Genomic DNA, 23,115 nt, shown 5'->3' on the forward strand with positions numbered 1-23,115 from the left:
AACTGGCCTGAACCAAGGAGCTTGACATGCGCCTGAACCCCTTCCCCCGCACTGGCCCCCACCCCCTGCCCTGGCGTCCCCTGGGCCTGATGCTGTTGGCCCTGCTATCACTTTGGGGCGGTTGCGCCCAGGCTGGACAGACCCTGCGGGTGGGCACCAACCTGTGGCCCGGCTATGAGCCCCTCTATCTGGCCCAGGATATCGTGCAACCGGGCTGGGACAAGGCCATACGTCTGGTCGAATACCCCTCTGCCACCGAGGTGTTGCGCGCCTTTCGCAACCGCGCCATCGAGGCCGCTGGCCTGACCCTGGACGAGGCACTGCTACTCAAGCAAGATGGCGTACCCCTGCGCCTGGTGCTGGTGATGGACATCTCCCAGGGGGCCGATGTGATCATCGCCCGCCCGGAGATCCCGGACATGGCCGGGCTGCGCGGCAAGCGGGTGGCAGTGGAGAGCGGTGCCCTGGGGGCCTATGTACTGACCCGAGCCCTGGAGCTGCATGGACTGGGCCTGGATGAGATCGACATCGCCCATCTGGATGTCAGTAGCCATCGCCAGGCCTTTGTCTCCGGCCAGGTGGATGCGGTGGTTACCTTTGAGCCGGTGCGCACCCAGCTGCTCAACGCCGGCGGCCGGGAGGTCTTCAGCAGCCGGGAGATTCCCGGTGAGGTGGTGGATGCCCTGGTGGTGCATGAGGACTTCCTCCAGCGCCAGCCAGAGACGGTAGAGCAGCTGATCAAGGGCTGGTTTCAGGCCCTGCAGCTGCTTCAGCAAAGGCCGGATGAGGCCGCCGGGCTGATCGGCAAACGGCTCAAGCTCAGCCCTCGGGAGGTATTGGACAGCTATGCCGGCCTGTACCTGCCCAGCCCGGCGGACAACCTGAAGCTCATTGGTGGCCCCACGCCCGACCTCCTGAAGACCCTGCACAAGCTGCGCCAGCTGATGCGCGAGCGGAACCTGCTCGGTGATGACGTCGATTTAAGCCAACTCCTTTCTGCCGACAGCCTGCCGGTCAAATGATCTTCTCCCTGCGTTTTCTCATCCCGGTCAGCGCCGCGCTGATCCTGTTGCTGGTGGTCGGCCTGTCCTATCACTTCACCAGCGACCTGCTGCGCGAAGAGGTCACCCAGGAGGTGCAGCGGGATATGCGCAACCGTATTAACCAGGCCCAGGGCAGCATAGAGCGATTCTTGAAGATCGACTATGCCGATGGCATGCGCCAACTGATGGCCTCCTTCGGCTCGGAACTGGATCTGGTGGTAAGCCTAGTGACCGAGCCCGAGGGGCAGGTTGTCGCCGCCACCCAGCACCGCCTGCTCCAACAGCAGCTGGACCAGATTGACTATCCCATCGACCCGAATATAGCCCAGCAGGTCATAGCCAATCGCGCCAGCCAGGTGGTGCTGTCCAAGGATGGCCGCTGGGTGCAGGGCTATGCCAGCATCTGCGCCCAGGACAGCCACCGCTCCCTGCGCGCCACCCGCTGCGGTCTGCTTTATCATCAGGCCGATCTGGAATATCACCTGGATTCGGCCAGTGCCAGGGTGCGTGATCAGGCCCGCCTCAACGGCATCGGCGTGCTCAGCCTGGGGCTGAGCCTGATCCTGCTGGTACATTTCCGCATCACCCACCGCATCGGCCTGATTCAACAGGCCCTGCAGGCCTTCTCCGCCGGAGATCGCGGGGTACTGGTGCGCCTTGGCGGGCACGATGAACTGGCGCAGATCAGCCAGGGTATAGATCAGATGCTGACGCGGCTGCGACGGGACGAGGCCGAGCTTCTGGAGAGCCAGCAGGCCAAGCTGGCGATCATCAACAGCACCCATCTGTGCATCATCTCCACCGATGCCAAGGGGGTGATCAGCAGCATCAATGCCGTGGGTGAGCAGATGCTCGGCTACAGCGAGGCGGAATTGCTGGGACGGCGTAGCCCGCTCCTGTTCCACCTGCCAGAAGAGATCGAGCGGTGCGCCACCCAGCTAAGCCGGGAGCTGGGCCGACCGATCCGGCCCAACTTCGAGGTATTCATCGCCAGGCTATCCCAGGGGGCCGCAGAAGAGCAGGAATGGACCTATGTACGCAAGGACGGCTCCCACTTTCCCGTGCTGCTCGGCATCAGCACCCTGACCGATGAGTCCGGCCAGGTGCGGGGCTATCTCGGCGTGGCCAAGGACATCAGCCAGCGCAAGCGCAACGAGGAGCGCCTGCTGCTGGCCGACAAGGTCTTCCAGAACGCCGGCGAGGGCATAGTCATCACCGACACCCTGGGTATAGTGGTGGACGTCAACCCAGCCTATGAGCGCATCACCGGCTACAGCAAGGCAGAGATCCTCGGGCGCTCCTCCGGGCATGTGAAATCGGGCCGCCATGACAAGGCATTCTATGCGAAGATGTGGCAAACAATTCTGCAAGAGGGGGGCTGGGAAGGCGAGATCTGGGACCGGCGCAAGAGTGGCGAGGTGTTTCCAAAATGGCTCAATATCACCGCCATCAAGGACAGCCAGGGCCAGGTTGGTCACTATGTGGGCATCTTCGTCGATATCAGTCAGCAGAAGGCCACCGAGGAAAAGCTGCAACAACTGGCCTTCTACGACCCCCTCACACGACTACCCAACCGCGCCCTGTTCCGCGACCGGCTGGCCTTCCAGATCAACCTGGGACAGCGCAACAAGGCCCTGCTGGGCCTGATGTTCATCGACCTGGACCGCTTCAAACAGGTCAACGACAGCCTGGGCCATGATGCCGGGGATGAACTGCTGATCCAGGTCGCCGGGCGCATCCAGGCCTGTTTGCGCATGAGCGACACCGTTGCCCGCCTGGGCGGCGACGAGTTCACCCTGATCCTGCCCAGCCTGCAATCACGGGAAGACGCCGCCAAACTGGCAACCAAGGTCATAGACCAGCTACAGCAGACCTTCGATATTCAGGGGCATGAGGTGCAGATCGGTGCCAGCATCGGCATCGGCCTCCACCCACAGGACGGCAAGGACTGCGAGACCCTGATCAAGCACGCCGACCAGGCCATGTATCAGGCCAAGCAGCAGGGCCGGGGCTGTCACCGCTTCTACGACCAACTGACCCAAACCGGCAGCGGCAAGGCATGAGCCACCAGGCCCGTAAGCGTTTTAGCCAGAACTTCCTGCACGATCAGGGGGTAATAAGTCGCATTGTGCGCGCCATCAACCCCCGGACCGGCCAGAACCTGCTGGAGATCGGCCCCGGCCAAGGGGCCATCACCCGACCCCTGTTGCAGGCCTGTGGACGCCTGCAGGTGGTGGAACTGGACCGGGATCTGATCGAACCGCTGCGCCAGGGCTGCGCCGGGCTGGGCGAGCTGATTATCCATTCCGCCGATGCCCTCAAGTTTGATTTCGCCCCCCTGGGCAGGGACCAGCCCCTGCGCCTGGTGGGCAACCTGCCCTATAACATCTCCACGCCGCTGCTGTTTCATCTGCTGGAGCAGAGCAATTACATAAGCAATTACATAAGGGACATGCACTTCATGCTGCAAAAGGAGGTGGTGCAGCGCATGGCCGCCGAGCCCGGCGGCAAGGACTACGGCCGCCTGACGGTGATGTTGCAGGCGCGCTGCCGGGTCAGCCATCTGTTCGACATCGGCCCCGCTGCCTTCACCCCGGCCCCCAAGGTGGATTCCAGCCTGGTGCGGCTTGCGCCCTACGCCCAACCGCCCTACCCCATCGCCGATTTCGGTGCCTTTGCCCGGCTGGTCAGCGCCGCCTTCAGCCAGCGCCGCAAGACCCTGCGTAACTGCCTCAAGGGCCTGCTGGACGAGGCCCAGATTCGTGCCGCCGGGGTTGACCCCAGCGCCCGCGCCGAGACCCTGGACATAGGCCAATTCGCCCAGCTGGCGCAGCTGAGCGCAAGGGCGGAAGACCCGGCCGACCAACACCCAGCACCAACCGTACCTGATTCAACCTTAAGATGAGCCGATTACCCACAAATCTCAGCCAATCGAATAGGGCGGCCCGTGGCCGCCGCGCAACCACCAGGGGCAGGCATCATTGCTGTGGCTTGGCGGCGGGCGTGGTCCGCCCTATGCCGCACGGCAAAGCCGGCCTCCCACCCCAGGACGTACACGGCCAGCCATACCGAGATAATGGCTGAGATTCAAGCAAGTGAGATTCAAACAAGGATCGACATGAAAATCGTCATCAGCCAAAACCGCGCCCGTGCAGCCCAAAAAAGCCCGATCCAGAAGCGCTTTGAACGCCTCAGCCGGAAACTGCTCGAGCTGCGGCGGCACAATCAGGACTTCGAGCGGGAACTGAATGAGCTGGTTGGGCTGTACAGCGATTATTCGCGCCAGCAAGACGAGGCGCAACTCGACACCCTCAAGGCCCTGGCGCAAAAGCTGATCGTCTTCGCCAGCCGCAAAAGCCTGGCCGATTGGCACCGCGACGAACTCGGCCACTGGCTCGGCCAGCTGGTCTCAAAGATAGCCGCCTTTGACCGCCAGGCCGCTGCGGCACTCGACCTGGACTATCAGGCCGCCCTGGCCAAATCCATGGACATGACCCTGGAGGAGATGCAACAGGAACTGCACTATGCCCTGAGCGACTTTGAGGCATTCTTCGACACCAACCCGAACCAGGCCGAGGCCGATTGGGATGAGACCGAGGATGACGAAGGCCTTCAGGATGACCTGTTCGGGTTTGATGGTCTGCACAAGGATACCGACCCGCCCTGGGCAGATGCCTGGGAGGATGATCCCGCCCAGCAGGAGGAAGATCGGTTCGAACCCGCCCACCGCCAGGACAAAAATCCGATGGACAGCGACTGGGTCAAGCAGTTGTTCAGAAAGGCGGCCCAGGCCCTGCACCCGGACCGGGAGCAGGACGAGGACAAGCGGGCGATCAAGCAGCAGCAGATGACGCAACTGCTCAAGGCACGCAAACAGGGCGATCTGATGACCCTGCTGAGCATCTACAGTGAACACATAGATGAGCGCGGTATAGAAATCGCCGAGCAGGAGATGGCCCAGATCTGCGCCCTACTGGAGGAACAGATCGAGGAACTGGCATTTGAACGCGCCACCTACGCCTGTACACACCCCGTCAGATACCAGGTGTACCAAACCCTCTACGCCAGCGACGCCGAATCCCGGCAGGAGAAAATTGAAGACTGGAAGCAGGCCCTGGCCGAGCAGGCGCAGGCGGAGGCCAGACTGCTGGACAGTCTGAAAAACCTCAGCCAACTCAGGCAGGCACTAAGGGAAAGGCAGCAACAGCGCTACTACGCCGACCCCAGCCTGTTTGGCTTTTGAGTGCTGCGGGATGCACAACGCAAACTCAATCGGACTGACGGTGCTGCAGGAAGTGGCGGATCAGGCCCTGGGTGGAGCTGTCGTGCCTGCCTTGACCTGGCTCGCCCCTGAGTTCCGGCAGGATGCGGTTGGCCAGCTCCTTGCCCAGCTCTACGCCCCATTGGTCGTAGGAGTTCAGGCCCCAGAGCACGCCCTGGACGAAGATCTTGTGCTCATACAGGGCGATCAGGCTGCCCAGCACCTCGGGGGTGAGGCGATCGAACATCAGGCTGTTGCTGGGCCGGTTGCCGGGGAAGGTTTTGTGCCGCGCCAACAGCTCCAGGCGCTCGCCGCTGACCCCGGCGGCCTCTAGCTCGGCACGGGCCTGCTCGGCGCTCTTGCCGCGCATCAGGGCCTCGGGCTGGGCGAGGAAGTTGCTGATCAGCTTCAGATGCTGGTCGCCCAGCTCGTTGTGGCTGTTGACCGGGGCGATGAAATCGCAGGGGATCAGGTGGCCGCCCTGGTGGATCAACTGATAATAGGCGTGCTGGCCATCGGTCCCGGCGCTGCCCCAGATGATGGGGCCGGTGGGGTAATCCACGGCCTCGCCATCTCGCGTCACCGATTTGCCGTTGCTCTCCATGTCCGCCTGTTGCAGATAGTCCGGCAGATAGCGCAGATACTGGTCATAGGGCAGTATGGCCTGGCTGCTGGCCCCGGCAAAGTTGCTATACCAGATACCCAGCAGGGCCAGGATCACCGGCATGTTCGCCGCCAAGGGGGCCTGGCGGAAGTGCTGATCCATGCAGCGGGCACCGGCCAGCAACTGGCGGAACCTGTCCATGCCGATGGCCACGGCGATGGGAAAGCCGATGGCGGACCAGAGCGAGTAACGGCCACCGACCCAGTCCCAGAACTCCAGCATGTGATTGCTGTCGATGCCAAAGGCCTCCACCTTGGCCCGGTTGGTGGAAATGGCGATGAAGTGCGCCGCCACCGCCTGCTCGTCGTGCAACTGGTCCAGCAGCCAGGCGCGGGCGGAGAAGGCGTTGCTCAGGGTCTCCTGGGTGGTGAAGGTCTTGGAGGCAACGATGAACAGGGTGGTCTCGGCCTTGAGCGGGCGCAGGGTCTCGCTCAGGTGGGTGCCGTCCACATTGGAGACAAAGTGCAGTCTGAGACCTGACTGCCAATAGGGGCGCAGGGCCTCGCACACCATCAGCGGACCCAGGTTGGAGCCGCCAATGCCGATATTCACCACATCGGTGATACGCTGGCCGCCGTGGCCGCTCCAGCTGCCGTTGCGAATGGCCTCGGACAGCCGCTCCATCTGCCCCAGCACCCGCTCCACCCCCGGCATGACATCCTCACCGTTCACCCGAATGGGCTGGGCCGGGTCATTGCGCAGGGCCACATGCAGCACGGCGCGCTGCTCGGTGTTGTTGATCGCCTCGCCGCTGAACATGCGCTGGATCCAGGTCGGCAGCTGCCGCTCCTCGGCCAGTTGCCCAAGCAGGCCCAGGGTTTCATCCCTGATGCGGTTCTTGGAATAGTCCAGCAGGATGCCGCAGGCCTCCAGGGAGAATCGCTCGAAGCGCTGCGGGTCGCTGGCGAACAGGTCCTGCATCTGCACATCGGCCATCTGCCGCCAATGTTGTTGCAGTTGCGGGATGCTCGGGCTTGCGGAGAATCGGGTCATGGCAGTAATCCTGATCTGGGCCGGCTGGCCGTGCACAAAGCCGGGATTATCCCAGATTCAGCGCCACGGGGCCTGCCCTTCTCATGCCGACAGCTGCGCCTGCGCACAACGCGGCCGCAAGGGACAGTCGGCGCAAAGCGGCCGCTTACGGCAGTGTTGCTTGGCGTGCCGCACAATCAGGCCGTGATATTCATTGTATAGCCCCACGTCCCCCCGCAGGGCCTGCTCCAGGCCCAGGCGCAGGCTGTCATAGGGCTCATCGCCCTGACACAGCCCCAGGCGAGAAAACAGACGCCTGCTGTAGGCATCGATCACGAACACGGGCCGCTCAAAGGCATACAGGAGCATGTCATCGGCGGTCTCCCGCCCTACCCCCTTTACCCCCAGCAGGGTTTGGCGCAGCACGTCCGTGCTCAGCGCCGCCAGGCGCTCATGCCCCTGTTGCAGATAGAAACGGCAGAAGGCCTGCAGCCGCTGGGTCTTGATATTGAAATAGCCGACCGGACGTATGATCTGCGCCAGCTGGGCCGGATCGGCCTCGGCCAGCCGTTGCGTATCCAGCATCTCGGCCTGGCGCAGGTTGGCGATGGCCTTTTCCACGTTGGTCCAGGCGGTGTTCTGGGTGAGTATCGCCCCCAGCATGACCTCAAAGGCGCTCTGCGCCGGCCACCAGTGCTGTGGGCCATAAGCCGCCAGCAACTGTTGGAATGCCCAGCGCAGGGGTTCGGCCGGCAGGCCCAGGGGTTGGCTCATGCCTTGCCCACCAGCCGCAACAGCGCCTGGACTTCATCCTTCTCCAGCGCGCGGGATTGGCCCAGGCGCGGGTATTTGCCCAGCAGGATGGGCCCGTAGCGCACCCGGATGAGCCGATTGACGCGGCCACCCACCGCCTCCCACATGCGCCGCACCTCGCGGTTGCGCCCCTCCACCAGAACCACGTGATACCAGCGATTGGCGCTCTCACCGCCGGACTCGACGATCTCCTCAAAGCGCGCCTTGCCGTCTTCCAGCTCGATGCCGTGGGTCAGCTGATAGAGCATATCCGGGCTAACCTCGCCCAGCACGCGCACGGCGTACTCCCGCTCCACCTTGAGCGAGGGGTGCATGAGCCGGTTGGCCAGGTCGCCATCGCTGGTAAACAGCAGCAGGCCGGAGCTGTTGATATCCAGCCGACCCACGGCGATCCAGCGCCCTTGGCGGATCTTGGGCAGGGCGGCAAATACCGTCTTGCGCCCCTCGGGGTCGCTGCGCGTGACCAGTTCGCCCTCGGGCTTGTGGTAGGCAATCACCTGGGGTAGCTGGGTGCTCTGGTTGGCCTTGATCTCCAGGCTGCGCCGCCCCATGCGCAGGCGATCCCCCGGCACGGCGCGATCCCCCAGCTGGGCGATGCGCTCATTGAGCTGGATCTGGCCCTCGGCGATCAGCGTCTCGATCTGCCGACGGCTGCCCCAGCCGGCATTGGCCAGCAGTTTCTGGATGCGCTCACCGGCCGCTTCGGGCTTGGCTTTTTTCATGACTGATCCTGTGATGGCGTTGCCGGGGCGGGCTCTTCCAGGCGGTCGGGATCGTTCAGATCCAGCTCGCGGTTGATGGAGTCAAAGTCGCGGATCTCGGCCAGGGTGGGCAGCTGATCCAGGGATTTGAGGTCGAAGTAATCCAGAAATTCCCGTGTCGTGGCATAGAGCGCCGGTCGGCCGGGCACATCGCGCCGCCCCACCACGCGAATCCAGTCGCGGTCGGAGAGGGTCTTGATGATATTGCTGGCCACCGCCACGCCGCGTATGTCCTCGATCTCGCCACGGGTCACCGGCTGGCGGTAGGCGATGATCGCCAGGGTCTCCAGCAGGGCGCGGGAATAACGCGGTGCCCGCTCCTGCCAGAGATTGGCGATGCTGGCTGCATAGGCCTGACGCACCTGCAGGCGGTAGCCGCCGGCGACCTCCCTAAGCTCGATGGCGCGCCCGGCATAATCCTGCTCCAGCGCCTGCAAGGCCCGGCGCAGATCGGTCCTGTCCGGCTGCTCGGCCTCCTCGAACAGCCCCTGCAACTGCTCCAGGCTCAACGCCCGCCCGGCTGCCAGCAGGGCCGCCTCCAGAATCAGCTTCAGCTCCACTGGCACCTCGGTTCACCCCAGTCGGTCATTGTGTAATCCTAACCCGGCACGGCCGGAAGCATAGAGGAAGCAAAACGGCACAAGGATCGCGGCCATCCAGGGCGGCAAGGGCCTGTCGCCTTTGGGATACCTCTACTGCGCCCCAGTATAGCGCCCTTGGCCGCTGACCGCCTCTCAGGGCTGGCGTTTCAGCTCGTACAGGCCAATCAACAGGGGAATGGACAGCACCGAGGCGTTCACCCCCAGCACCAGATCCCAACCCCCGTATCGCCAGAGATAGCCACTGACGGTGATACCCAGGGCACCGCCGACGTAGTAAAACAGCACATAGAGGGCATTGCCCCGGCCGCGACTGCCGCTGAGGCGACCGTTGAGGGCACCGTTGGCGGCCGCATGGATGGTGAAGAAACCCGCGCAACTGCCGAGCAAGGCGAGGATCACCAAGGCCAGATTGGGAGCCGCCAGCCCGGCCAGGGAGAGGCCGAACAGCAGGGAGCCCAGCACCAGGGTAAGGGGGCTGCCGAAGCGATTGGCCAAACGCCCGGACAGCGGCCCCATCAGGGCACCGATGAGGTAGGCGGTATATAGCCCGGTAATCAGCCCGGTGGAGGCGGAAATGGGCGGCTCGCTCAGGTGAAAGGGCAGAAAATTGAAGGTGGCGGAAAACACCCAGAAGGCACCAAAGCCCACCAGAAACAGGCGCAGCGCGGGCCAGGAGCGCAGCAACCCGGCAAAGCCCAGCTGACCCTGATGCTGTTGCGGCCTGCGCGCCACCCCAGGCAGCCAGCGCGCGGCGGCCAGGCTGGTGACCAGCAACAGCCCCGCCGCGCTGAAGAAGGCATAGCGCCAGTGCAGCGGCGGATGCAGAAAGCCTCCCAGCAAGCGCCCACCCAAACCGCCCACCACTGTGGCCGAGACATAGGCCCCCATGGCCACATTGAGACGCTGCAACGGCAGGGCATTGGCCAGGTAGGCGGCAACGCAGGTGGTCAGGGCGGGGATGAAAAGCCCCTGCAGGAAGCGCGCCGCCACCAACAGCTGAAAACTCTGGGTCAGGGCGCAGACCAGATCGGCCAGGGCCGCCATGAAGGCGGCGATCAGAATCAACGGCCGCAGTGCGTAGTGGTCACTCAGACGGCCAAAGGGCAGATTGGCCAGGGCAATGCCCAGGATCACCGCCGACACGGACAGCGAGGCGGTGGCCGCATCAACGCCGAACTCCCGCACCAGCACAGGCAGCACCGGCTGGGTGATGTAGATATTGCTGAAGGCAGCCACCACCAGGCAGAACACCAGCAGCTGGATGCGCCAAAGCCCCTTATCGGGCAGGGTTCTGATCGGCATGGGTTCCGCCTGGATGGCGCAAGTCAGCGAGCTGGGGGAGCGCCATGCCGGGTCGTTGCCACTCAGTGGTTGCTGAAGACCTCATCCAGGTCCGATGCCTCCAGGATGCGTTCAGCCCAGAGCTCCAGTTGTTCCAGGGTGGCGCTCTCCAGCCTTGCCCGGCTCTCTGAACTGAGCGCGCCGAAGCGTTTGCTGATCAGGCGTTCCAGAAGCACGATTTCGCCTTGCTGCATACCTTGCTGCATACCTTGCTGCATACCTTGTTCCATGCCTTTTTGTAGCCCACGCTCGGTGGCTAGGCGCTCTACACTAGTGACATAACGCATTTGGGTCTCTCCTTCAATTTGATCGATATCTTGCCACAATTTCTGCTCCAGGCCGTCGGGTAGCCGCATCATCCAGTCCAGCACCGCGAAGAGGTCGAGGATACGCTGGCGCTCCCAGCCGCGCTTGTAGAGCAGCCGAACCAGGGTGCGTTTGGCCTGATAGCGGGCCTCGGGGTCATGCCGGGTTTGGCCGGTGCGCAGGTGGGCCAGGGTAACCAGGGCAAAGGGGTTGGGGTGATCTTCCAGCGCATCGGCTTGGGTGGCGTAATCCAGCAGCTTGGCGATGGGGAAATCGAGGCGATGACGACAGCCGAGGATGTCGTAGCCAAAGTGGTCGGGCCGCCAGTGTTCGTTTTGATCGGCCAGCACGGCGAAGCTGGCGATGGGCCGGTTGTAACGGTCAAACAGGCGGTAGTTGTAGGTGTAGATGCGCTTGGGGAACTGGCTTTCGGGCTCGCCCTGCACTTCGATGTGGATATAGACCCAGCCCTCGGTGCCATCCAGCAGGGTGACCTGCACCAAGGCATCGGCAAAGCGTTTGCCCAGCTCGGCATCGCGCACCACCTGGCGCAGTTCGGTGTTTTTGAAGCTGTAGCCCTTGCTCCAGTCGATGGCGGCGTTGGCCTCAGGGAAGTAGAAGTCCATGAATTCCGGAAAGGCGTGCTCCAGCACCTCTTTCCAGGGGCTGTCGTAGTCGTCGGTGGGGGTTTGCGGCTTCAGGACCATGGGGCAAGTTTAGGGTCTTCGGGTGAAGGCGGCAAGATTCAGGGGAAAATAGCATGCACGAGGATGCGGCACCCAGCTAACCCCGGATTCCGCTGCACAACATAAGAAGCCCCACCCTTGTTCTGCATTCACCCGTCGGTCTGGCGAGGGTTTACAGACCTCTTGCCTTATCCTTACGCTGAGCCGGGAGCAGGTTGGAGTGAGGAAAGCATCAGGCAAACTCGCTGATCAGGCCCAGCTTCTGCCGGGGGGCTGTGTTGGCGGTCAATTCCTCATCGCCGTCAAGGAGTTCATCGCCGTCCTCGCCAAAGCCACGCCCATCCGGGCCCTGGTCGCGCTGGGCCTGCTCCCGCTGGGGGGCCGCCTCGCGCTGGCCGACGTCCACATTGCCCAGGTTGAGGTTGGCGTCTTGCAGCATTTCCCGCAGGCGTGGCAGGCTTTGTTCTATGGCATCCCGGGTGATGGCGTGTTGCGCCATGATGCTGACGTTGGCCTGGTCATTGGTCATCGAGAGTCGGATTTCCAGCGGACCCAGGTGCTGGGGATTGAGGCGGATCTGCGCCTGATCCATGCCCCGGTTCATCATCCACTGGATGCGCTCGCCCACCCCCTCGCCCCATTGCTTGGAGCCGACGGGCACCTCCAGCGGGCGCGGCTGTTGCGTGGTGCTGGCCGCTGTCTCCAGCGCGGCGCTTGCTGCCGCTGCGGGACGGGCGGCGTTCATTTGGCTCATGATCTGGTTGAAGCCCTTGAGGGCCTCATCGCCTCCCAACTGTGGCCCCAACAGGCTGCCTGAAGGGTCGCGGAAGCCGCTGAAACCGCGCTGCATCAGGTCATCGAAACCCTTGCCATCGGCCTCTTGCAGGGCTTGCAACTGGCTGGCCCAACTGGCGGTATTCAGGCTTGTTGTGGGATTGCTGGCATTGTTAAGCAAATCCCCTTGCAGCCGCTGGAACAGGGACTGTGCCTGGCCTTGAAGTTGGGTCTGACCGGTCAGCTCGGGGGCCGACAGGGCCGCCGATCCGGCAAGGGAAAGAGCGCTTGGGATAGAAGTATCCAGCTGCTGGGCCGCCAGCGCCTGTTCAGTCAAGGGGCTATCGCCACGCTGGGCCTGGGCATCCGCCAGCAAGGGCCCCGGCGTCAGGCCTGTTGCGCCCTCGGCATCAGTCAGCAAAGACCCCGGCGTCAGGCCGGGTTCGCCCTTGATATCAGTCAGCAAAGACCCCGGCGTCAGGCCGGGTTCGCCCTCGGTTGTGTCCTTTTCCAAGGCACGCAATTGCCCAAGCAAGGCGTCGATGCTGGCCGGTTCGCCAGGCCCCTCATCTCCTTCTTCAGGCTCTTCCGTGGCAAGTCTTGGAGCATCTTCATTGCTCCCTTGCCCGCTGCCGTCTTCAGCCCCTGCCGACTCTTTCTTCTCGGACGGCAAATCCTTGCCCTTGTCGGCAAGGGTTTCCCTTTCCTCGACAGGCTCCCTGGCCCGGACATCTTCCCGTTCGGCGGCAGGTTCCTTGCGCTGTGCCGGTTCTACTTCATCCCTTTTTTTGACCTGCTGTTCCTTCATCAGGCCGGAGAACTCGTCGTTGTCCCGCTCGCGCACCTGGGGCGTCTCCCTCGGGCGCGCCTCGGCAACGGGTTGGGTAAAGCTTGGCAGTTGGCTGGATTGTACAGACATGGCGTTTCTCTGAATGGCTTTGCTCAGAGAATAAAAAGCAGTTAGCGTGCCAAGACTTGGTTTATTGGGCCCTAAGCCCCAGCACATCCTGCATGTCGTACAGGCCCCGCTCCTGTCGCATCAGCCAGCCAGCGGCACGCACCGCGCCCTTGGCGAAGGTCATGCGGCTGGAGGCCTTGTGGACGATCTCCACCCGCTCGCCCTCGGTGGCGAACCAAACGCTGTGCTCGCCCACCACGTCACCGGCGCGGATGGTCTCAAAGCCAATGGTCTTGGGGTCACGGGCACCGGTCTGGCCCTCGCGGCCATACACGGCCACCTGCTTGAGATCCCGCCCCAGGGCATCGGCCACCACTTCGCCCATGCGCAGAGCGGTGCCGGAGGGGGCATCGACCTTGTGCCGGTGATGGGCCTCGATGATCTCGATATCGGCCCCCTCGCCCATCACCCCTGCGGTCAACTGCAACAGCTTGAGGCAGAGATTGACGCCCACGCTCATGTTGGGGGCAAAGACTATGCCTATGTCCTCGGCGGCGCTGTGGATGGCAGTCTTTTGCACCTCATCCAGCCCGGTGGTGCCTATCACCATGGGCTTACCATGGGCGCGGCAGACCTTCAGGTGCTCCAGGGTCGGCGCTGGTGAGGTGAAGTCGATGAGCAGGTCAAAGTCATCCACCACAGGGGTCAGATCATCGACGATGCTGACGCCTAGCTTGCCAACCCCAGCCAGCTCACCGGCATCGGTACCGATCAGACTGGAACCAGGCCGCTCGGTGGCCGCGCCCAGGCTCAGGCCATCGGTCTCGCTCACCGCCTGGATCAAACTCCGCCCCATGCGCCCAGCGGCGCCCACAATCGCAATTCGTGTCATCTGTTCTGACCTCATACAAGGGACGCAGAGAGCGCAAAGAAACGCAGAGGACGCAGAGATCTATGAATTGACTCTGCGTCCTCTGCGCTCCTTGGCGTGCTCTGCGTCCAGAATTTTACAAACCCATCTTTTCGAAGAAGCCCTTGACCTTATCCATCCAGCCTTCGGACTGGGGGCTGTGCTGGCTGCCGCGGCCCTTGCAGCTCTCTTCCAGTCGGCGCAGCAGTTCCTTTTGCTCGTTGGTGAGATTCACCGGGGTCTCCACCACCACCTTGCACAGCAGGTCGCCGGGGACGTTGCCGCGTACCGGCTTGACCCCCTTGCCGCGCATACGGAAGATCTTGCCGGTCTGGGTGCCGGCGGGGATCTTCAGCAATACCCGGCCATCCAGGGTAGGGACGTGCAACTCGCCGCCAAGGGCCGCTGTACCAAAGGAAATGGGCACCTCGCAGAACAGGTGGGCGTCTTCACGGGTGAAGATGGGATGTTCCTTGACCGCCACCTGCACGTAGAGATCGCCTGCGGGACCACCGGCCTCGCCCGCCTCGCCCTCGCCCGCCAGACGGATGCGGTCGCCCGTATCCACCCCCGGCGGCACCTTGACCGACAGGGTCTTCTGCTCCTGCACCCGGCCCTGGCCGTGACAGCTGGGACAGGGGTCTTCGATCACCTGGCCCCGGCCGTGACAGCGTGGGCAGGTCTGCTGCACCGAGAAAAAGCCCTGCTGCATGCGCACCTGACCCAGGCCGGCGCAGGTGGGGCAGGTCTTCGGGCTGCTGCCCTTTTTCGCCCCGCTGCCGCCACAGGCAGCACAGCTGACAAAGGTGGGCACGCGTATCTTCACCGTGGTGCCAGACACCGCCTCTTCCAGGCTCAGCTCCAGGTTGTAGCGCAGGTCGGCACCCCGGTTGGGGCCACCGCGACGACCGCCGCCGGCACCAAAGATATCGCCGAATACATCGCCGAAGATATCGCTGAAGCTGGCCCCACCGGCACCGCTGTAGCCCGCTCCACCCCGGCCTCCGCCCATGGAGGGATCGACCCCGGCATGACCAAACTGATCGTAGGCGGCCCGCTTCTGTGGGTTGGAGAGTACCTCGTAGGCCTCCTTGACCTCCTTGAACTGGCGCTCGGCATCGGCCGACTTGTCACCGGTATTACGGTCCGGGTGAAACTTCATCGCCAGACGGCGATAGGCCTTCTTGATCTCATCCTCGCCGGCGTTCTTCTGCAGACCCAGTATTTCGTATAAATCGCGTTTGGACATAATTCAGCTACCAGCATGAATCTAGATTCGGCAGTTAAGCCACAGAGACACAGAGATCACAGAGCCTTTTTCAAAGGGTGATAATTAACCACCTATCAGCAAAAAGACTGTTAGGTGTTCACTCATCAAGCCTCATGATCTTAACTCTGTGTGCTCTGTGGCTCTGTGGCCAAATGCTTTTCATGGAGCCGCCAGCCCCCAGCCCAGCATCCCAAGCAAAGAAACGCACGGCTCCTAAGAGCCGCACGTCCCAGCTGGCCGCTGATGGCTGACGGCTTTGGGCTTATTTCTTGTCGTCTTTGACCTCTTCGAACTCGGCATCGACCACGTCGTCGCCGCCTCCCGGGGGTGGCGGCGGCTCATCACCACCGGCCGCGCCCGGCTGGGCCCCCGATTGTGCCCCCTGCTGTGAATACAGCCGCTCGGCCATTTTGCCGGAGGCCTCGGTGAGCACCTTGGTCTTGGCCTCGATTGCGTCCTTGTCGCTGCCCTTCATCGCCTCTTCCAGTTCCTTGATGGCGTTTTCGATGCTGCTCTTCTCGCCGGCCTCCAGCTTGTCCTCGCCCAGTTCCTCCATGGATTTCTTGGTTGCGTGGATCATGGTGTCGGCCTGATTGCGCGCCGCTACCAGTTCGTGGAACTGCTTGTCCTCCTCGGCATGGGCCTCGGCGTCCTTCACCATTTTGTCGATCTCGGCGTCACTCAGCCCAGAGGAGGCGGTGATGCGGATCGACTGCTCCTTGCCGGTGGCCTTGTCCTTGGCGGAGACGTGCATGATACCGTTGGCATCGATATCGAAAGTGACCTCCACCTGGGGCATGCCGCGCGGTGCCGGCGGGATGTCGGTCAAATCGAACCGACCCAGGGATTTGTTGGCGCTGGCCATCTCGCGCTCGCCCTGGAGTACGTGCACGGTTACCGCAGTTTGGTTGTCATCGGCGGTGGAGAAGGTCTGCGAGGCCGAGGTCGGGATGGTGGTGTTCTTTTCAATCAGCTTGGTCATCACCCCGCCCAGGGTCTCTATGCCCAGGGACAGCGGGGTCACGTCCAGCAACAGCACGTCCTTCACCTCGCCGCCGAGCACGCCGCCCTGGATGGCCGCGCCCATGGCCACCGCCTCATCCGGGTTGACGTCCTTGCGCGGCTCCTTGCCAAAGAAGGCCTTGACCTTCTCCTGCACCTTGGGCATACGGGTCTGACCACCGACCAGGATCACCTCATCGATATCGGCCGCCGATACCCCTGCATCCTTCAGCGCCACCTTGCAGGGCTCGATGGTGCGATCCACCAACTCTTCCACCAGTTGCTCCAGCTTGGAACGGGACAGCTTGATGTTCATGTGCTTGGGGCCGCTGGCATCGGCGGTGATGTAGGGCAGATTGACATCCGTCTGCTGACCGCTGGACAGCTCGATCTTGGCCTTTTCCGCCGCCTCTTTCAGGCGCTGCAGGGCCAGGGGATCGTTCTTCAGATCCACGCCCTGGTCGTGCTTGAACTCGGCGACGAGGAAATCGATGATGCGCATGTCGAAGTCTTCCCCACCGAGGAAGGTATCGCCGTTGGTGGAGAGCACCTCGAACTGGTGCTCGCCATCGATCTCGGCGATCTCGATGATGGAGATATCAAAGGTGCCGCCACCCAGGTCATAGACCGCGATCTTCTGGTCACCACGCTTCTTGTCCATGCCGTAGGCCAGGGCCGCAGCGGTAGGCTCGTTGATGATACGTTTGACCTCCAGCCCGGCGATGCGGCCGGCATCCTTGGTGGCCTGACGCTGGGAGTCGTTGAAGTAGGCCGGCACCGTGATCACCGCCTCGCTGACCTTCTCGCCCAGGTAGTCCTCGGCGGTCTTCTTCATCTTCTGCAATACCTTGGCGGAGATCTCCGGCGGTGCCATCTTGTTGCCGTTGACCTCGACCCAGGCATCGCTGTTGTCTGCCTTGACGATCCTGTAGGCCACCATATCCTTGTCCTTGGTCACCATGGGGTCATCGAACCGGCGGCCGATCAGGCGCTTGATGGCGAACAGGGTATTCTTCGGATTGGTCACCGCTTGGCGCTTGGCGCTCTGCCCAACCAGCACCTCGTCATCGCTGGTATAGGCGATGATGGACGGGGTGGTGCGGTCACCCTCGCTGTTTTCTATTACCTTGACCTTGTCACCCTCCATCACTGCCACGCAGGAGTTGGTGGTGCCCAGGTCGATACCAATAATCTTGCCCATGAATGTTCTCCTAAAAATTGTTACTTAAAAGCTGTTAGCCACGGAGCCACAGAGACTTGAGAGAATCTGAATCAGGCCGAGTTTCACACCCATGCCAAGGTTCTCTGACCAGCCCATGCAACAGACTCCTCTTACTCTGTGTGCTCCTTGGCCCTGTGGCTTTATTGCCTTATGGATTGGATGTTGAATAAATGGGTTGTCTGTCGGGCTTTTCAAGCATTCGCGCTGACAATCACCATCGCCGGGCGCAGCATGCGGCCATTGAGCAGATAGCCCTTCTGTACCACCTGTACCACGCTGTTGGGCTCGTGCTCGGCACTGGGCATCATCTGCATGGCCTGGTGTTGTTCCGGGTTGAAGGGCTGGCCGATGGGATCGATCTGTTCGATGCCGAACTTCTGCATCACATCGGCCATCAGCTTCAGGGTCAGCTCGGTACCCTCGCGCAGTGTCTGCACCTGGGCCTGTTCATCCTGGGCGGCCTGATAACCCAACTCCAGACTGTCGCGCACCTGCAGCAACTCCTTGGCAAAGCCATCCAGGGCGAATTTGTGGGCACTCTCCAGATCCCGCTCATGGCGCTTGCGCAGGTTATCCATCTCCGCCACCACCCGCATCAGCTTGTCCAGATGCTCCTGGGCCTTGGCATTGGCCTCTTGCAGTTGTCGCTCGACATCATCACCGGTCTGGGCCTCAGCCCCCAGCGGGACATCGGTCCGCAGGGTCTCGGGGCTGGCCTGTTCCATCTCCACCGGTTCAGTCATTGGCTCCTGGGCCGGGGTCTCAGGTCCTTTCTCTTGCTGCTGTTGTTCGCTCATCGGCCTCACATCGCCTCTTTAAAAACCGTGTCAAAAATAAGCTGCTCTGCCCAACGCTTCCCGCCTCGCCCCTCGGGCCAGGGGCTGGGATGATGCAGGATATTGGGAAAAAAACTCAGCCGCCCGCTGGGGCGGGGCTGAATTTCCCCTGAGATGGGGATGGATAGGGGGCTTTCAAGTGCCGCGTCGGCAAATTCCCCTCAGAGACTGAGGCTCAGGCCCTCCTGGGCCAGGTGGAATTCGGGGTCTGACGGCCCTACCCGGTTGCGCTCCATGGCGGCGGCGAAGATCTGCTCCAAGGCCTCGTCGGAGCGGGTGGGCTCGTGGTGGGTGAGATAGCAGCGCTTGACCTGTGCCTCGCGGGCGGCGCGGATGCTGGCATCAAAGGTGCCATGGCCCCAGCCCTTGCGCTTGGGGTATTCCTCTTCGGTATAGGCGGTGTCTATGATCAGGACATCGGCACCACGGAAGAAATCGATGATGGTCTGGCGCTTTTCGTCGATGATGGCCTGAAAGTCGGCAAACTCCTCGTCCTCCGGGTCGTAGATGTTGTAGTCCCATTCGTGGTCGCCGGTGAACACCAGGACCTTGCCCTGGCACTCGATGCGGTAGGCAAAATTCAGCACCGGATGATTCATCAGCATGTAGCTGATCTGCATGCTGCCCACCTGAATCGGCTCGCCATGGGGTTGCAGGTCCACATAGCGGATGCGGGCGTTAAGTTCACTCTCCTTGACTGGAAAAAAGGCATAATCCATCTGCCGCTCCAATACATCCTTGACCCCCCGGCCAGCGACTATATCCCGGGCACCATGCAGAATCACCTCGTTGCCGGGCACAAAGATGGGCACGAACATGGGCAGACCCTGGATGTGATCCCAGTGGGTGTGGGTGATGAAAACATGAATTTTGATGGGAAATTCGGCAAACAGGGTCTGCGCCAGCTGGAAGATACCGGTACCGCCATCCAGCACCACCAGTTCGTTGTCATCCCCGCGCACCTCGATGCAGGTGGTATTGCCGCCGTAGCGGACCGTCCGCTCCCCTGGGGTCGGTATGGACCCGCGTACACCCCAAAATCTGAAACGCAAGACCGCTTCTCCTTAAGGTTCATGGAGTGGCAAGCACCACCCCAGAAAATGAAAGTCTGCTCGCCCCGATCGTTCCCGACCGCCAAGGAAGGCGGAAGTGTCGGCGTTGCTGGGAGCACTCGCCGCCCTCCCCCCAACCCTCGACAGCTGTTCCTGACGCTGTTCTACCTCCTGCATCCGTGCAGTCGCCTCCCGGGGGGGAGCAAACGAGCGCTTCGCGACTTTCACAGTAAATGAAATACTGAACAAAAAGTCAAAAAACCGCATCCGGGCTAGAGTGCTGCGACTTTATGTAACTCTTTGCGTTCTTCGCGATCCTGTTTCTCTCCCGGCTGCGCGGGATCAGGGCTAGAGCGTCATAAAGGCGCTGGCCTTTTTCATTTCTTCATCCAGATCCCCCAGGCTCTCCATCATCAACATGCCATTGAGGTCACAGCCGAAGCGCTGCTGGATGCTGGGCGGAAAGTCTCCGATCAGGTGATTGCCCGAGTCGCCGAAGGGCACCGAATGCACCACCAGATTGGCGGCGAACACCGCATCGCGCATTTTGCCATTTTCCAGCTCCACCTCGGGCTGGTGGTGATAGCGAATACATTGCACCAGATCCATGGGCAGGGTCCAGTTCTCCGCCAACAGGGCACCGATCTCGGCGTGATCCACCCCCAGCACCTGCAGCTCGGCCTCGGCCAGGCTCATACCCCCCTCTGCGGCCAATTCCAGGGCCTGACGAAACTCCTCGGCCTTGTACTGGGCCAGCACCACCTTGCCAAAGTCATGCAGCAGGCCGGCGATGAAATAATCCGCCGCATCCCGGTCCGGCACACCGAGGATGGAGGCCAGGCGTTTGTTGATGCCCGCCACGCCCAGGGAGTGCATGAGGAACTTGTTCATGTCAAAACCGGCACCGTTGCGCTTGGGCAACATGCCGATGGCAGCTATGGTCAGGGCCAGGTTCTTGATCGTATTGATGCCGACAAAGACCACGCCGTGATTGATCGAGTTGATCGGCCGGGACAGGCCATAAAAGGCGGAGTTGACCAGCTTGAGGATCTTCATGGTGATCACCGGATCGTGCTCGATCACCTTGACCAGCTCCTTGGGGGCGCAATCGGCGCGGGCGGTCAGCTCCAGCACCTTGGTCACCCCTTGCGGGAAGGCGGGCATGCGCTCCACCAGTTTGATGAGTTCGGCGTTATCTGTCATGGGTTGTTTTAAGTCTGCGTGGTCTGTTTACCTGGTCCGATTCTAACGGAAGATTCAATCCGCCGATACCGTTCGCGCCGCCGCCCAGCTGCGCAGATAGGCTATTTTCTCCGCCATGATCACCGACAGGGGCCGGGTCTTGGCCAGCTCCTCCAGCAGGTGGGCGTTGTCCAGGGACTCCTCGCGGGCGTGGGCGGCATAGAGCGCGGACACCACCGCCTGCTCGATCTCAGCCCCGGTGAAGCCCTCGGCGGCCGCCGCCAGGCCCTCCAGATCAAATCCCTGGGCATCCTGACCGCGCTTGTTCAGGTGGATCTCAAAGATCACCCGACGCACCTCGGGGCTGGGCAGATCGACAAAAAATATCTCATCGAAACGGCCCTTGCGCAGCAGCTCCGGCGGCAGGGATTCGATATCGTTGGCGGTGGCCACCAGAAACACCCGGTCCTTGCGCTCCGCCATCCAGGTCAGCAGGGTGCCGAGGATGCGCTTGGACGGCCCGCCCTCGGCGTCGCCGGACAGGCCCTTTTCGATCTCGTCAATCCAGAGCACGCAGGGGGCCATCACCGCCGCCGTCTTCAGGGCATCGCGCAGATTGCGCTCGGTCTCGCCGTAATACTTGTTATACAGGGCAGCGAAATCCAGCCGCAGCAGGGGCAGGGACCAGGCCCCGGCCACCGACTTGGCCGCCAGGCTCTTGCCGCCGCCCTGCACCCCCAGCAACAGCAGACCCTTGGGCGGGTCCAGCCCCGGCGGCGCCTCCTCGGCGGTAAAGATACGCCGCCGCGCCTCCAGCCACAGCTTCAGATTATGCAGACCCGCCACCTCGCCAAAGCGGGCGGTATCGGTCTCGAAGGAGAGCACACCGCCCTGGTCCAGCAGCCGGTACTTGGCCTCCTTGATACTGTCGATATCCCCATCGTCCAGCACCCCATCGTCATAGATGGCGGTGCGCACCAGGCGCTGGGCATCGGCCAGGCTCAGGCCGAGCAGGTTGTTCACCAGGGCATCCACCACCCGGGCGCTGCCCTTGACCCGTTTCTTGAAACGCCGCCCCCAGGCAGCGCTCTCGTCGTGCACCAGATCCAGCAGCTGCTGGCGATCGGGCAGGGACAGCTCAAACCGGGCCGCCAGGTTCTTAAGCTCCAGCGGCGTGTCCAGCTTGGGTGCCACCAACACCAGGGCATGGGGCGTGGCATGATGCTTCTGCCCCACCTCACGCAGCAGGCGCAGAGTAATGGGGTCATCCACCCAGTGGTGAAAATCAAACAGCAGATAGAGCCCGGCATCGCTGGTGGCATGGATCTGGCGCAACACCTCCTGTGGCTCCAGCTGGCCCCGTGCCGGAAAGCCTTCCAGATCCAGCCGCCGCAGGCCACTGGCCACCGACCAACGGAACAAAGGGCGGGCCAAACGCAGCGCCAGACGCTGAAACAGGCCCTCCACCCGCGCCTCTTCGGTGGTCTCGACGAGGATGATGGGGGTGCCTGTATCAATGATCAGTTGCAGGTCGTGCAGGTCGCTCATTTGGGGGTACTCAATCAGACGGGCCTTAACAGGTGCCAAGCATAGCGGTTTTTTCATCCCTACCCAACGATCATGGGGCAAGACGGCCACCCCAGAAGATGAAAGTCGTCTCGACTCGGGCTCCAGGCTTCGTCCTACCTCCTCCATCCCTGGAGTCGTCGACTCGGGCTCCAGGCTTCGTCCTACCTCCTCCATCCCTGGAGTCGTCGACTCGGGCTCCAGGCTTCGTCCTACCTCCTCCATCCCTGGAGTCGTCGACTCGGGCTAGATGTCGATCCAGCGTCCCTCAGCAAAATGCCATCGCCGTACCCAGGCCAGATGGAATTGGCTGTTGCGCTTGCTCAGACCGCACTGGCCGTCCCGTAACAATAGCTTATTCCGGGCCATCTATTCCCGCATAGCCTGCTACAACTAGGGGAGAGAATCAGGGCTTAGAAATTTAAGGGGAGGGAGGAAGTGGGGGTGAAATCAGAATTGAACTTTCTATCATTCTGATAAATATAGGAATTTTTCTCTATTAATTAATGGCGGAGAGTGAGGGATTCGAACCCTCGATGGAGCTATTAACCCCATACTCCCTTAGCAGGGGAGCGCCTTCAGCCTCTCGGCCAACTCTCCGGGATTTCGTGCTGGGTAGTAACTTTCAGATTGGTTTTTTGCTGGTTTCCCCCTTGCGAGGGGGTGGAGTATAACCGGCCCGAGGGCCGGTTTCTAGCAAGTCAGGCTATTCTTCCGCAGTAGCATTACCTGCAGCAGCCTGTTCAGCCTTGATGCGCTCATAAATTTCTTCACGATGCACGCTGACTTCCTTCGGGGCATTCACGCCTATACGGACCTGATTACCCTTTACCCCCAGAACGGTTACGGTTACATCGTCACCGATCATCAGGGTTTCGCCTACACGACGAGTCAATATCAACATTTCCAGTTCTCCTGTTTCCATGTGTCTCCGGTGGTCATTTTTCCTGAACC

General features: G+C 62.1%; 19 protein-coding genes and 1 tRNA gene. 4 read left to right on the forward strand and 16 right to left on the reverse strand.

Features of this window, described 5'->3' with window-relative positions; genetic code table 11:
• Positions 1 to 26: 26 nt before the first annotated feature.
• From D5125_16785 to D5125_16800, 4 genes are all read left to right on the forward strand, one after another.
• The gene (locus D5125_16785; protein ID QFY90981.1) at positions 27 to 1,022 is read left to right on the forward strand and encodes an ABC transporter substrate-binding protein; all 996 of its coding nucleotides are present in this window, start codon (positions 27 to 29) and stop codon (positions 1,020 to 1,022) included.
• Positions 1,019 to 3,106, forward strand: coding sequence for a diguanylate cyclase (locus D5125_16790; GenBank protein ID QFY90982.1), 2,088 nt, complete (start codon positions 1,019 to 1,021; stop codon positions 3,104 to 3,106). Before D5125_16785 ends, D5125_16790 begins: the two co-directional genes overlap by 4 nt.
• On the forward strand, positions 3,103 to 3,948 hold the full coding sequence (gene rsmA, locus D5125_16795) for a 16S rRNA (adenine(1518)-N(6)/adenine(1519)-N(6))-dimethyltransferase RsmA (protein QFY90983.1): 846 nt from the start codon (positions 3,103 to 3,105) through the stop codon (positions 3,946 to 3,948). Before D5125_16790 ends, rsmA begins: the two co-directional genes overlap by 4 nt.
• A 213-nt stretch (positions 3,949 to 4,161) precedes the next feature.
• Positions 4,162 to 5,286, forward strand: a complete 1,125-nt coding sequence (locus D5125_16800; GenBank protein ID QFY90984.1) for a hypothetical protein — start codon at positions 4,162 to 4,164, stop codon at positions 5,284 to 5,286.
• Between the two features lie 25 nt (positions 5,287 to 5,311).
• On the opposite strand, the gene pgi is transcribed toward D5125_16800, so the two are convergent.
• The 16 genes from pgi to csrA all read right to left on the reverse strand — a co-directional run bounded on the left by pgi (position 5,312) and on the right by csrA (position 23,065).
• Positions 5,312 to 6,961, reverse strand: a complete 1,650-nt coding sequence (gene pgi, locus D5125_16805; GenBank protein QFY90985.1) for a glucose-6-phosphate isomerase — start codon at positions 6,959 to 6,961, stop codon at positions 5,312 to 5,314.
• 81 nt (positions 6,962 to 7,042) lie between these two features.
• Positions 7,043 to 7,714, reverse strand: coding sequence for an endonuclease (locus D5125_16810; protein QFY90986.1), 672 nt, complete (start codon positions 7,712 to 7,714; stop codon positions 7,043 to 7,045).
• Positions 7,711 to 8,475, reverse strand: a complete 765-nt coding sequence (locus tag D5125_16815; protein QFY90987.1) for a pseudouridine synthase — start codon at positions 8,473 to 8,475, stop codon at positions 7,711 to 7,713. Before D5125_16815 ends, D5125_16810 begins: the two co-directional genes overlap by 4 nt.
• Positions 8,472 to 9,080, reverse strand: a complete 609-nt coding sequence (scpB, locus tag D5125_16820; GenBank protein ID QFY90988.1) for an SMC-Scp complex subunit ScpB — start codon at positions 9,078 to 9,080, stop codon at positions 8,472 to 8,474. The genes D5125_16815 and scpB overlap by 4 nt, the downstream gene beginning before the upstream one ends.
• A gap of 168 nt (positions 9,081 to 9,248) precedes the next feature.
• Positions 9,249 to 10,418, reverse strand: a complete 1,170-nt coding sequence (locus D5125_16825; GenBank protein ID QFY90989.1) for an MFS transporter — start codon at positions 10,416 to 10,418, stop codon at positions 9,249 to 9,251.
• 62 nt (positions 10,419 to 10,480) lie between these two features.
• A complete protein-coding gene (locus tag D5125_16830) occupies positions 10,481 to 11,470 on the reverse strand; it encodes a DUF4351 domain-containing protein (protein QFY90990.1) in 990 nt (329 codons plus the stop codon).
• Between the two features lie 211 nt (positions 11,471 to 11,681).
• Complete coding sequence (locus tag D5125_16835) at positions 11,682 to 13,142, reverse strand: flagellar hook-length control protein FliK (protein ID QFY90991.2); 1,461 nt, start codon at positions 13,140 to 13,142, stop codon at positions 11,682 to 11,684.
• Positions 13,143 to 13,203: 61 nt separating this feature from the next.
• Complete coding sequence (dapB, locus tag D5125_16840; protein QFY90992.1) at positions 13,204 to 14,013, reverse strand: 4-hydroxy-tetrahydrodipicolinate reductase; 810 nt, start codon at positions 14,011 to 14,013, stop codon at positions 13,204 to 13,206.
• A gap of 115 nt (positions 14,014 to 14,128) precedes the next feature.
• The gene (gene dnaJ, locus D5125_16845; GenBank protein QFY90993.1) at positions 14,129 to 15,280 is read right to left on the reverse strand and encodes a molecular chaperone DnaJ; all 1,152 of its coding nucleotides are present in this window, start codon (positions 15,278 to 15,280) and stop codon (positions 14,129 to 14,131) included.
• 283 nt (positions 15,281 to 15,563) lie between these two features.
• Complete coding sequence (gene dnaK, locus D5125_16850; GenBank protein QFY90994.1) at positions 15,564 to 17,504, reverse strand: molecular chaperone DnaK; 1,941 nt, start codon at positions 17,502 to 17,504, stop codon at positions 15,564 to 15,566.
• A gap of 212 nt (positions 17,505 to 17,716) precedes the next feature.
• Positions 17,717 to 18,322, reverse strand: coding sequence for a nucleotide exchange factor GrpE (grpE, locus tag D5125_16855; protein QFY90995.1), 606 nt, complete (start codon positions 18,320 to 18,322; stop codon positions 17,717 to 17,719).
• A 200-nt stretch (positions 18,323 to 18,522) separates the two neighbouring features.
• Positions 18,523 to 19,413, reverse strand: a complete 891-nt coding sequence (locus D5125_16860; protein QFY90996.1) for an MBL fold metallo-hydrolase — start codon at positions 19,411 to 19,413, stop codon at positions 18,523 to 18,525.
• A 348-nt stretch (positions 19,414 to 19,761) separates the two neighbouring features.
• The gene (locus D5125_16865) at positions 19,762 to 20,616 is read right to left on the reverse strand and encodes an HDOD domain-containing protein (GenBank protein QFY90997.1); all 855 of its coding nucleotides are present in this window, start codon (positions 20,614 to 20,616) and stop codon (positions 19,762 to 19,764) included.
• Positions 20,617 to 20,670: 54 nt separating this feature from the next.
• Positions 20,671 to 22,143: an AAA family ATPase gene (locus D5125_16870; protein QFY90998.1), complete on the reverse strand. Its 1,473-nt coding sequence runs from the start codon at positions 22,141 to 22,143 to the stop codon at positions 20,671 to 20,673.
• Between the two features lie 525 nt (positions 22,144 to 22,668).
• Positions 22,669 to 22,761, reverse strand: a tRNA-Ser gene (locus D5125_16875).
• A 106-nt stretch (positions 22,762 to 22,867) separates the two neighbouring features.
• A complete protein-coding gene (gene csrA / locus D5125_16880) occupies positions 22,868 to 23,065 on the reverse strand; it encodes a carbon storage regulator CsrA (protein QFY90999.1) in 198 nt (65 codons plus the stop codon).
• Positions 23,066 to 23,115: the final 50 nt, after the last annotated feature.

It is taken from the genome of gamma proteobacterium SS-5, from assembly GCA_009497875.2.
GTDB lineage: Bacteria > Pseudomonadota > Gammaproteobacteria > Chromatiales > Chromatiaceae > Magnetovirga > Magnetovirga frankeli.

What these genes read in the sequence shown, in the direction of transcription:
- D5125_16835 (QFY90991.2), bottom strand. Translation starts at nt 13,142, where the DNA reads ATGTCTGTACAATCCAGCCAACTGCCAAGCTTTACCCAACCCGTTGCC.
- D5125_16790 (QFY90982.1), top strand. Translation starts at nt 1,019, where the DNA reads ATGATCTTCTCCCTGCGTTTTCTCATCCCGGTCAGCGCCGCGCTGATC.
- D5125_16815 (QFY90987.1), bottom strand. Translation starts at nt 8,475, where the DNA reads ATGAAAAAAGCCAAGCCCGAAGCGGCCGGTGAGCGCATCCAGAAACTG.
- grpE (QFY90995.1), bottom strand. Translation starts at nt 18,322, where the DNA reads ATGAGCGAACAACAGCAGCAAGAGAAAGGACCTGAGACCCCGGCCCAG.
- dapB (QFY90992.1), bottom strand. Translation starts at nt 14,013, where the DNA reads ATGACACGAATTGCGATTGTGGGCGCCGCTGGGCGCATGGGGCGGAGT.
- D5125_16825 (QFY90989.1), bottom strand. Translation starts at nt 10,418, where the DNA reads ATGCCGATCAGAACCCTGCCCGATAAGGGGCTTTGGCGCATCCAGCTG.
- D5125_16810 (QFY90986.1), bottom strand. Translation starts at nt 7,714, where the DNA reads ATGAGCCAACCCCTGGGCCTGCCGGCCGAACCCCTGCGCTGGGCATTC.
- pgi (QFY90985.1), bottom strand. Translation starts at nt 6,961, where the DNA reads ATGACCCGATTCTCCGCAAGCCCGAGCATCCCGCAACTGCAACAACAT.
- D5125_16830 (QFY90990.1), bottom strand. Translation starts at nt 11,470, where the DNA reads ATGGTCCTGAAGCCGCAAACCCCCACCGACGACTACGACAGCCCCTGG.
- D5125_16785 (QFY90981.1), top strand. Translation starts at nt 27, where the DNA reads ATGCGCCTGAACCCCTTCCCCCGCACTGGCCCCCACCCCCTGCCCTGG.
- dnaJ (QFY90993.1), bottom strand. Translation starts at nt 15,280, where the DNA reads ATGTCCAAACGCGATTTATACGAAATACTGGGTCTGCAGAAGAACGCC.
- D5125_16870 (QFY90998.1), bottom strand. Translation starts at nt 22,143, where the DNA reads ATGAGCGACCTGCACGACCTGCAACTGATCATTGATACAGGCACCCCC.
- dnaK (QFY90994.1), bottom strand. Translation starts at nt 17,504, where the DNA reads ATGGGCAAGATTATTGGTATCGACCTGGGCACCACCAACTCCTGCGTG.
- D5125_16865 (QFY90997.1), bottom strand. Translation starts at nt 20,616, where the DNA reads ATGACAGATAACGCCGAACTCATCAAACTGGTGGAGCGCATGCCCGCC.
- D5125_16800 (QFY90984.1), top strand. Translation starts at nt 4,162, where the DNA reads ATGAAAATCGTCATCAGCCAAAACCGCGCCCGTGCAGCCCAAAAAAGC.
- csrA (QFY90999.1), bottom strand. Translation starts at nt 23,065, where the DNA reads ATGTTGATATTGACTCGTCGTGTAGGCGAAACCCTGATGATCGGTGAC.
- rsmA (QFY90983.1), top strand. Translation starts at nt 3,103, where the DNA reads ATGAGCCACCAGGCCCGTAAGCGTTTTAGCCAGAACTTCCTGCACGAT.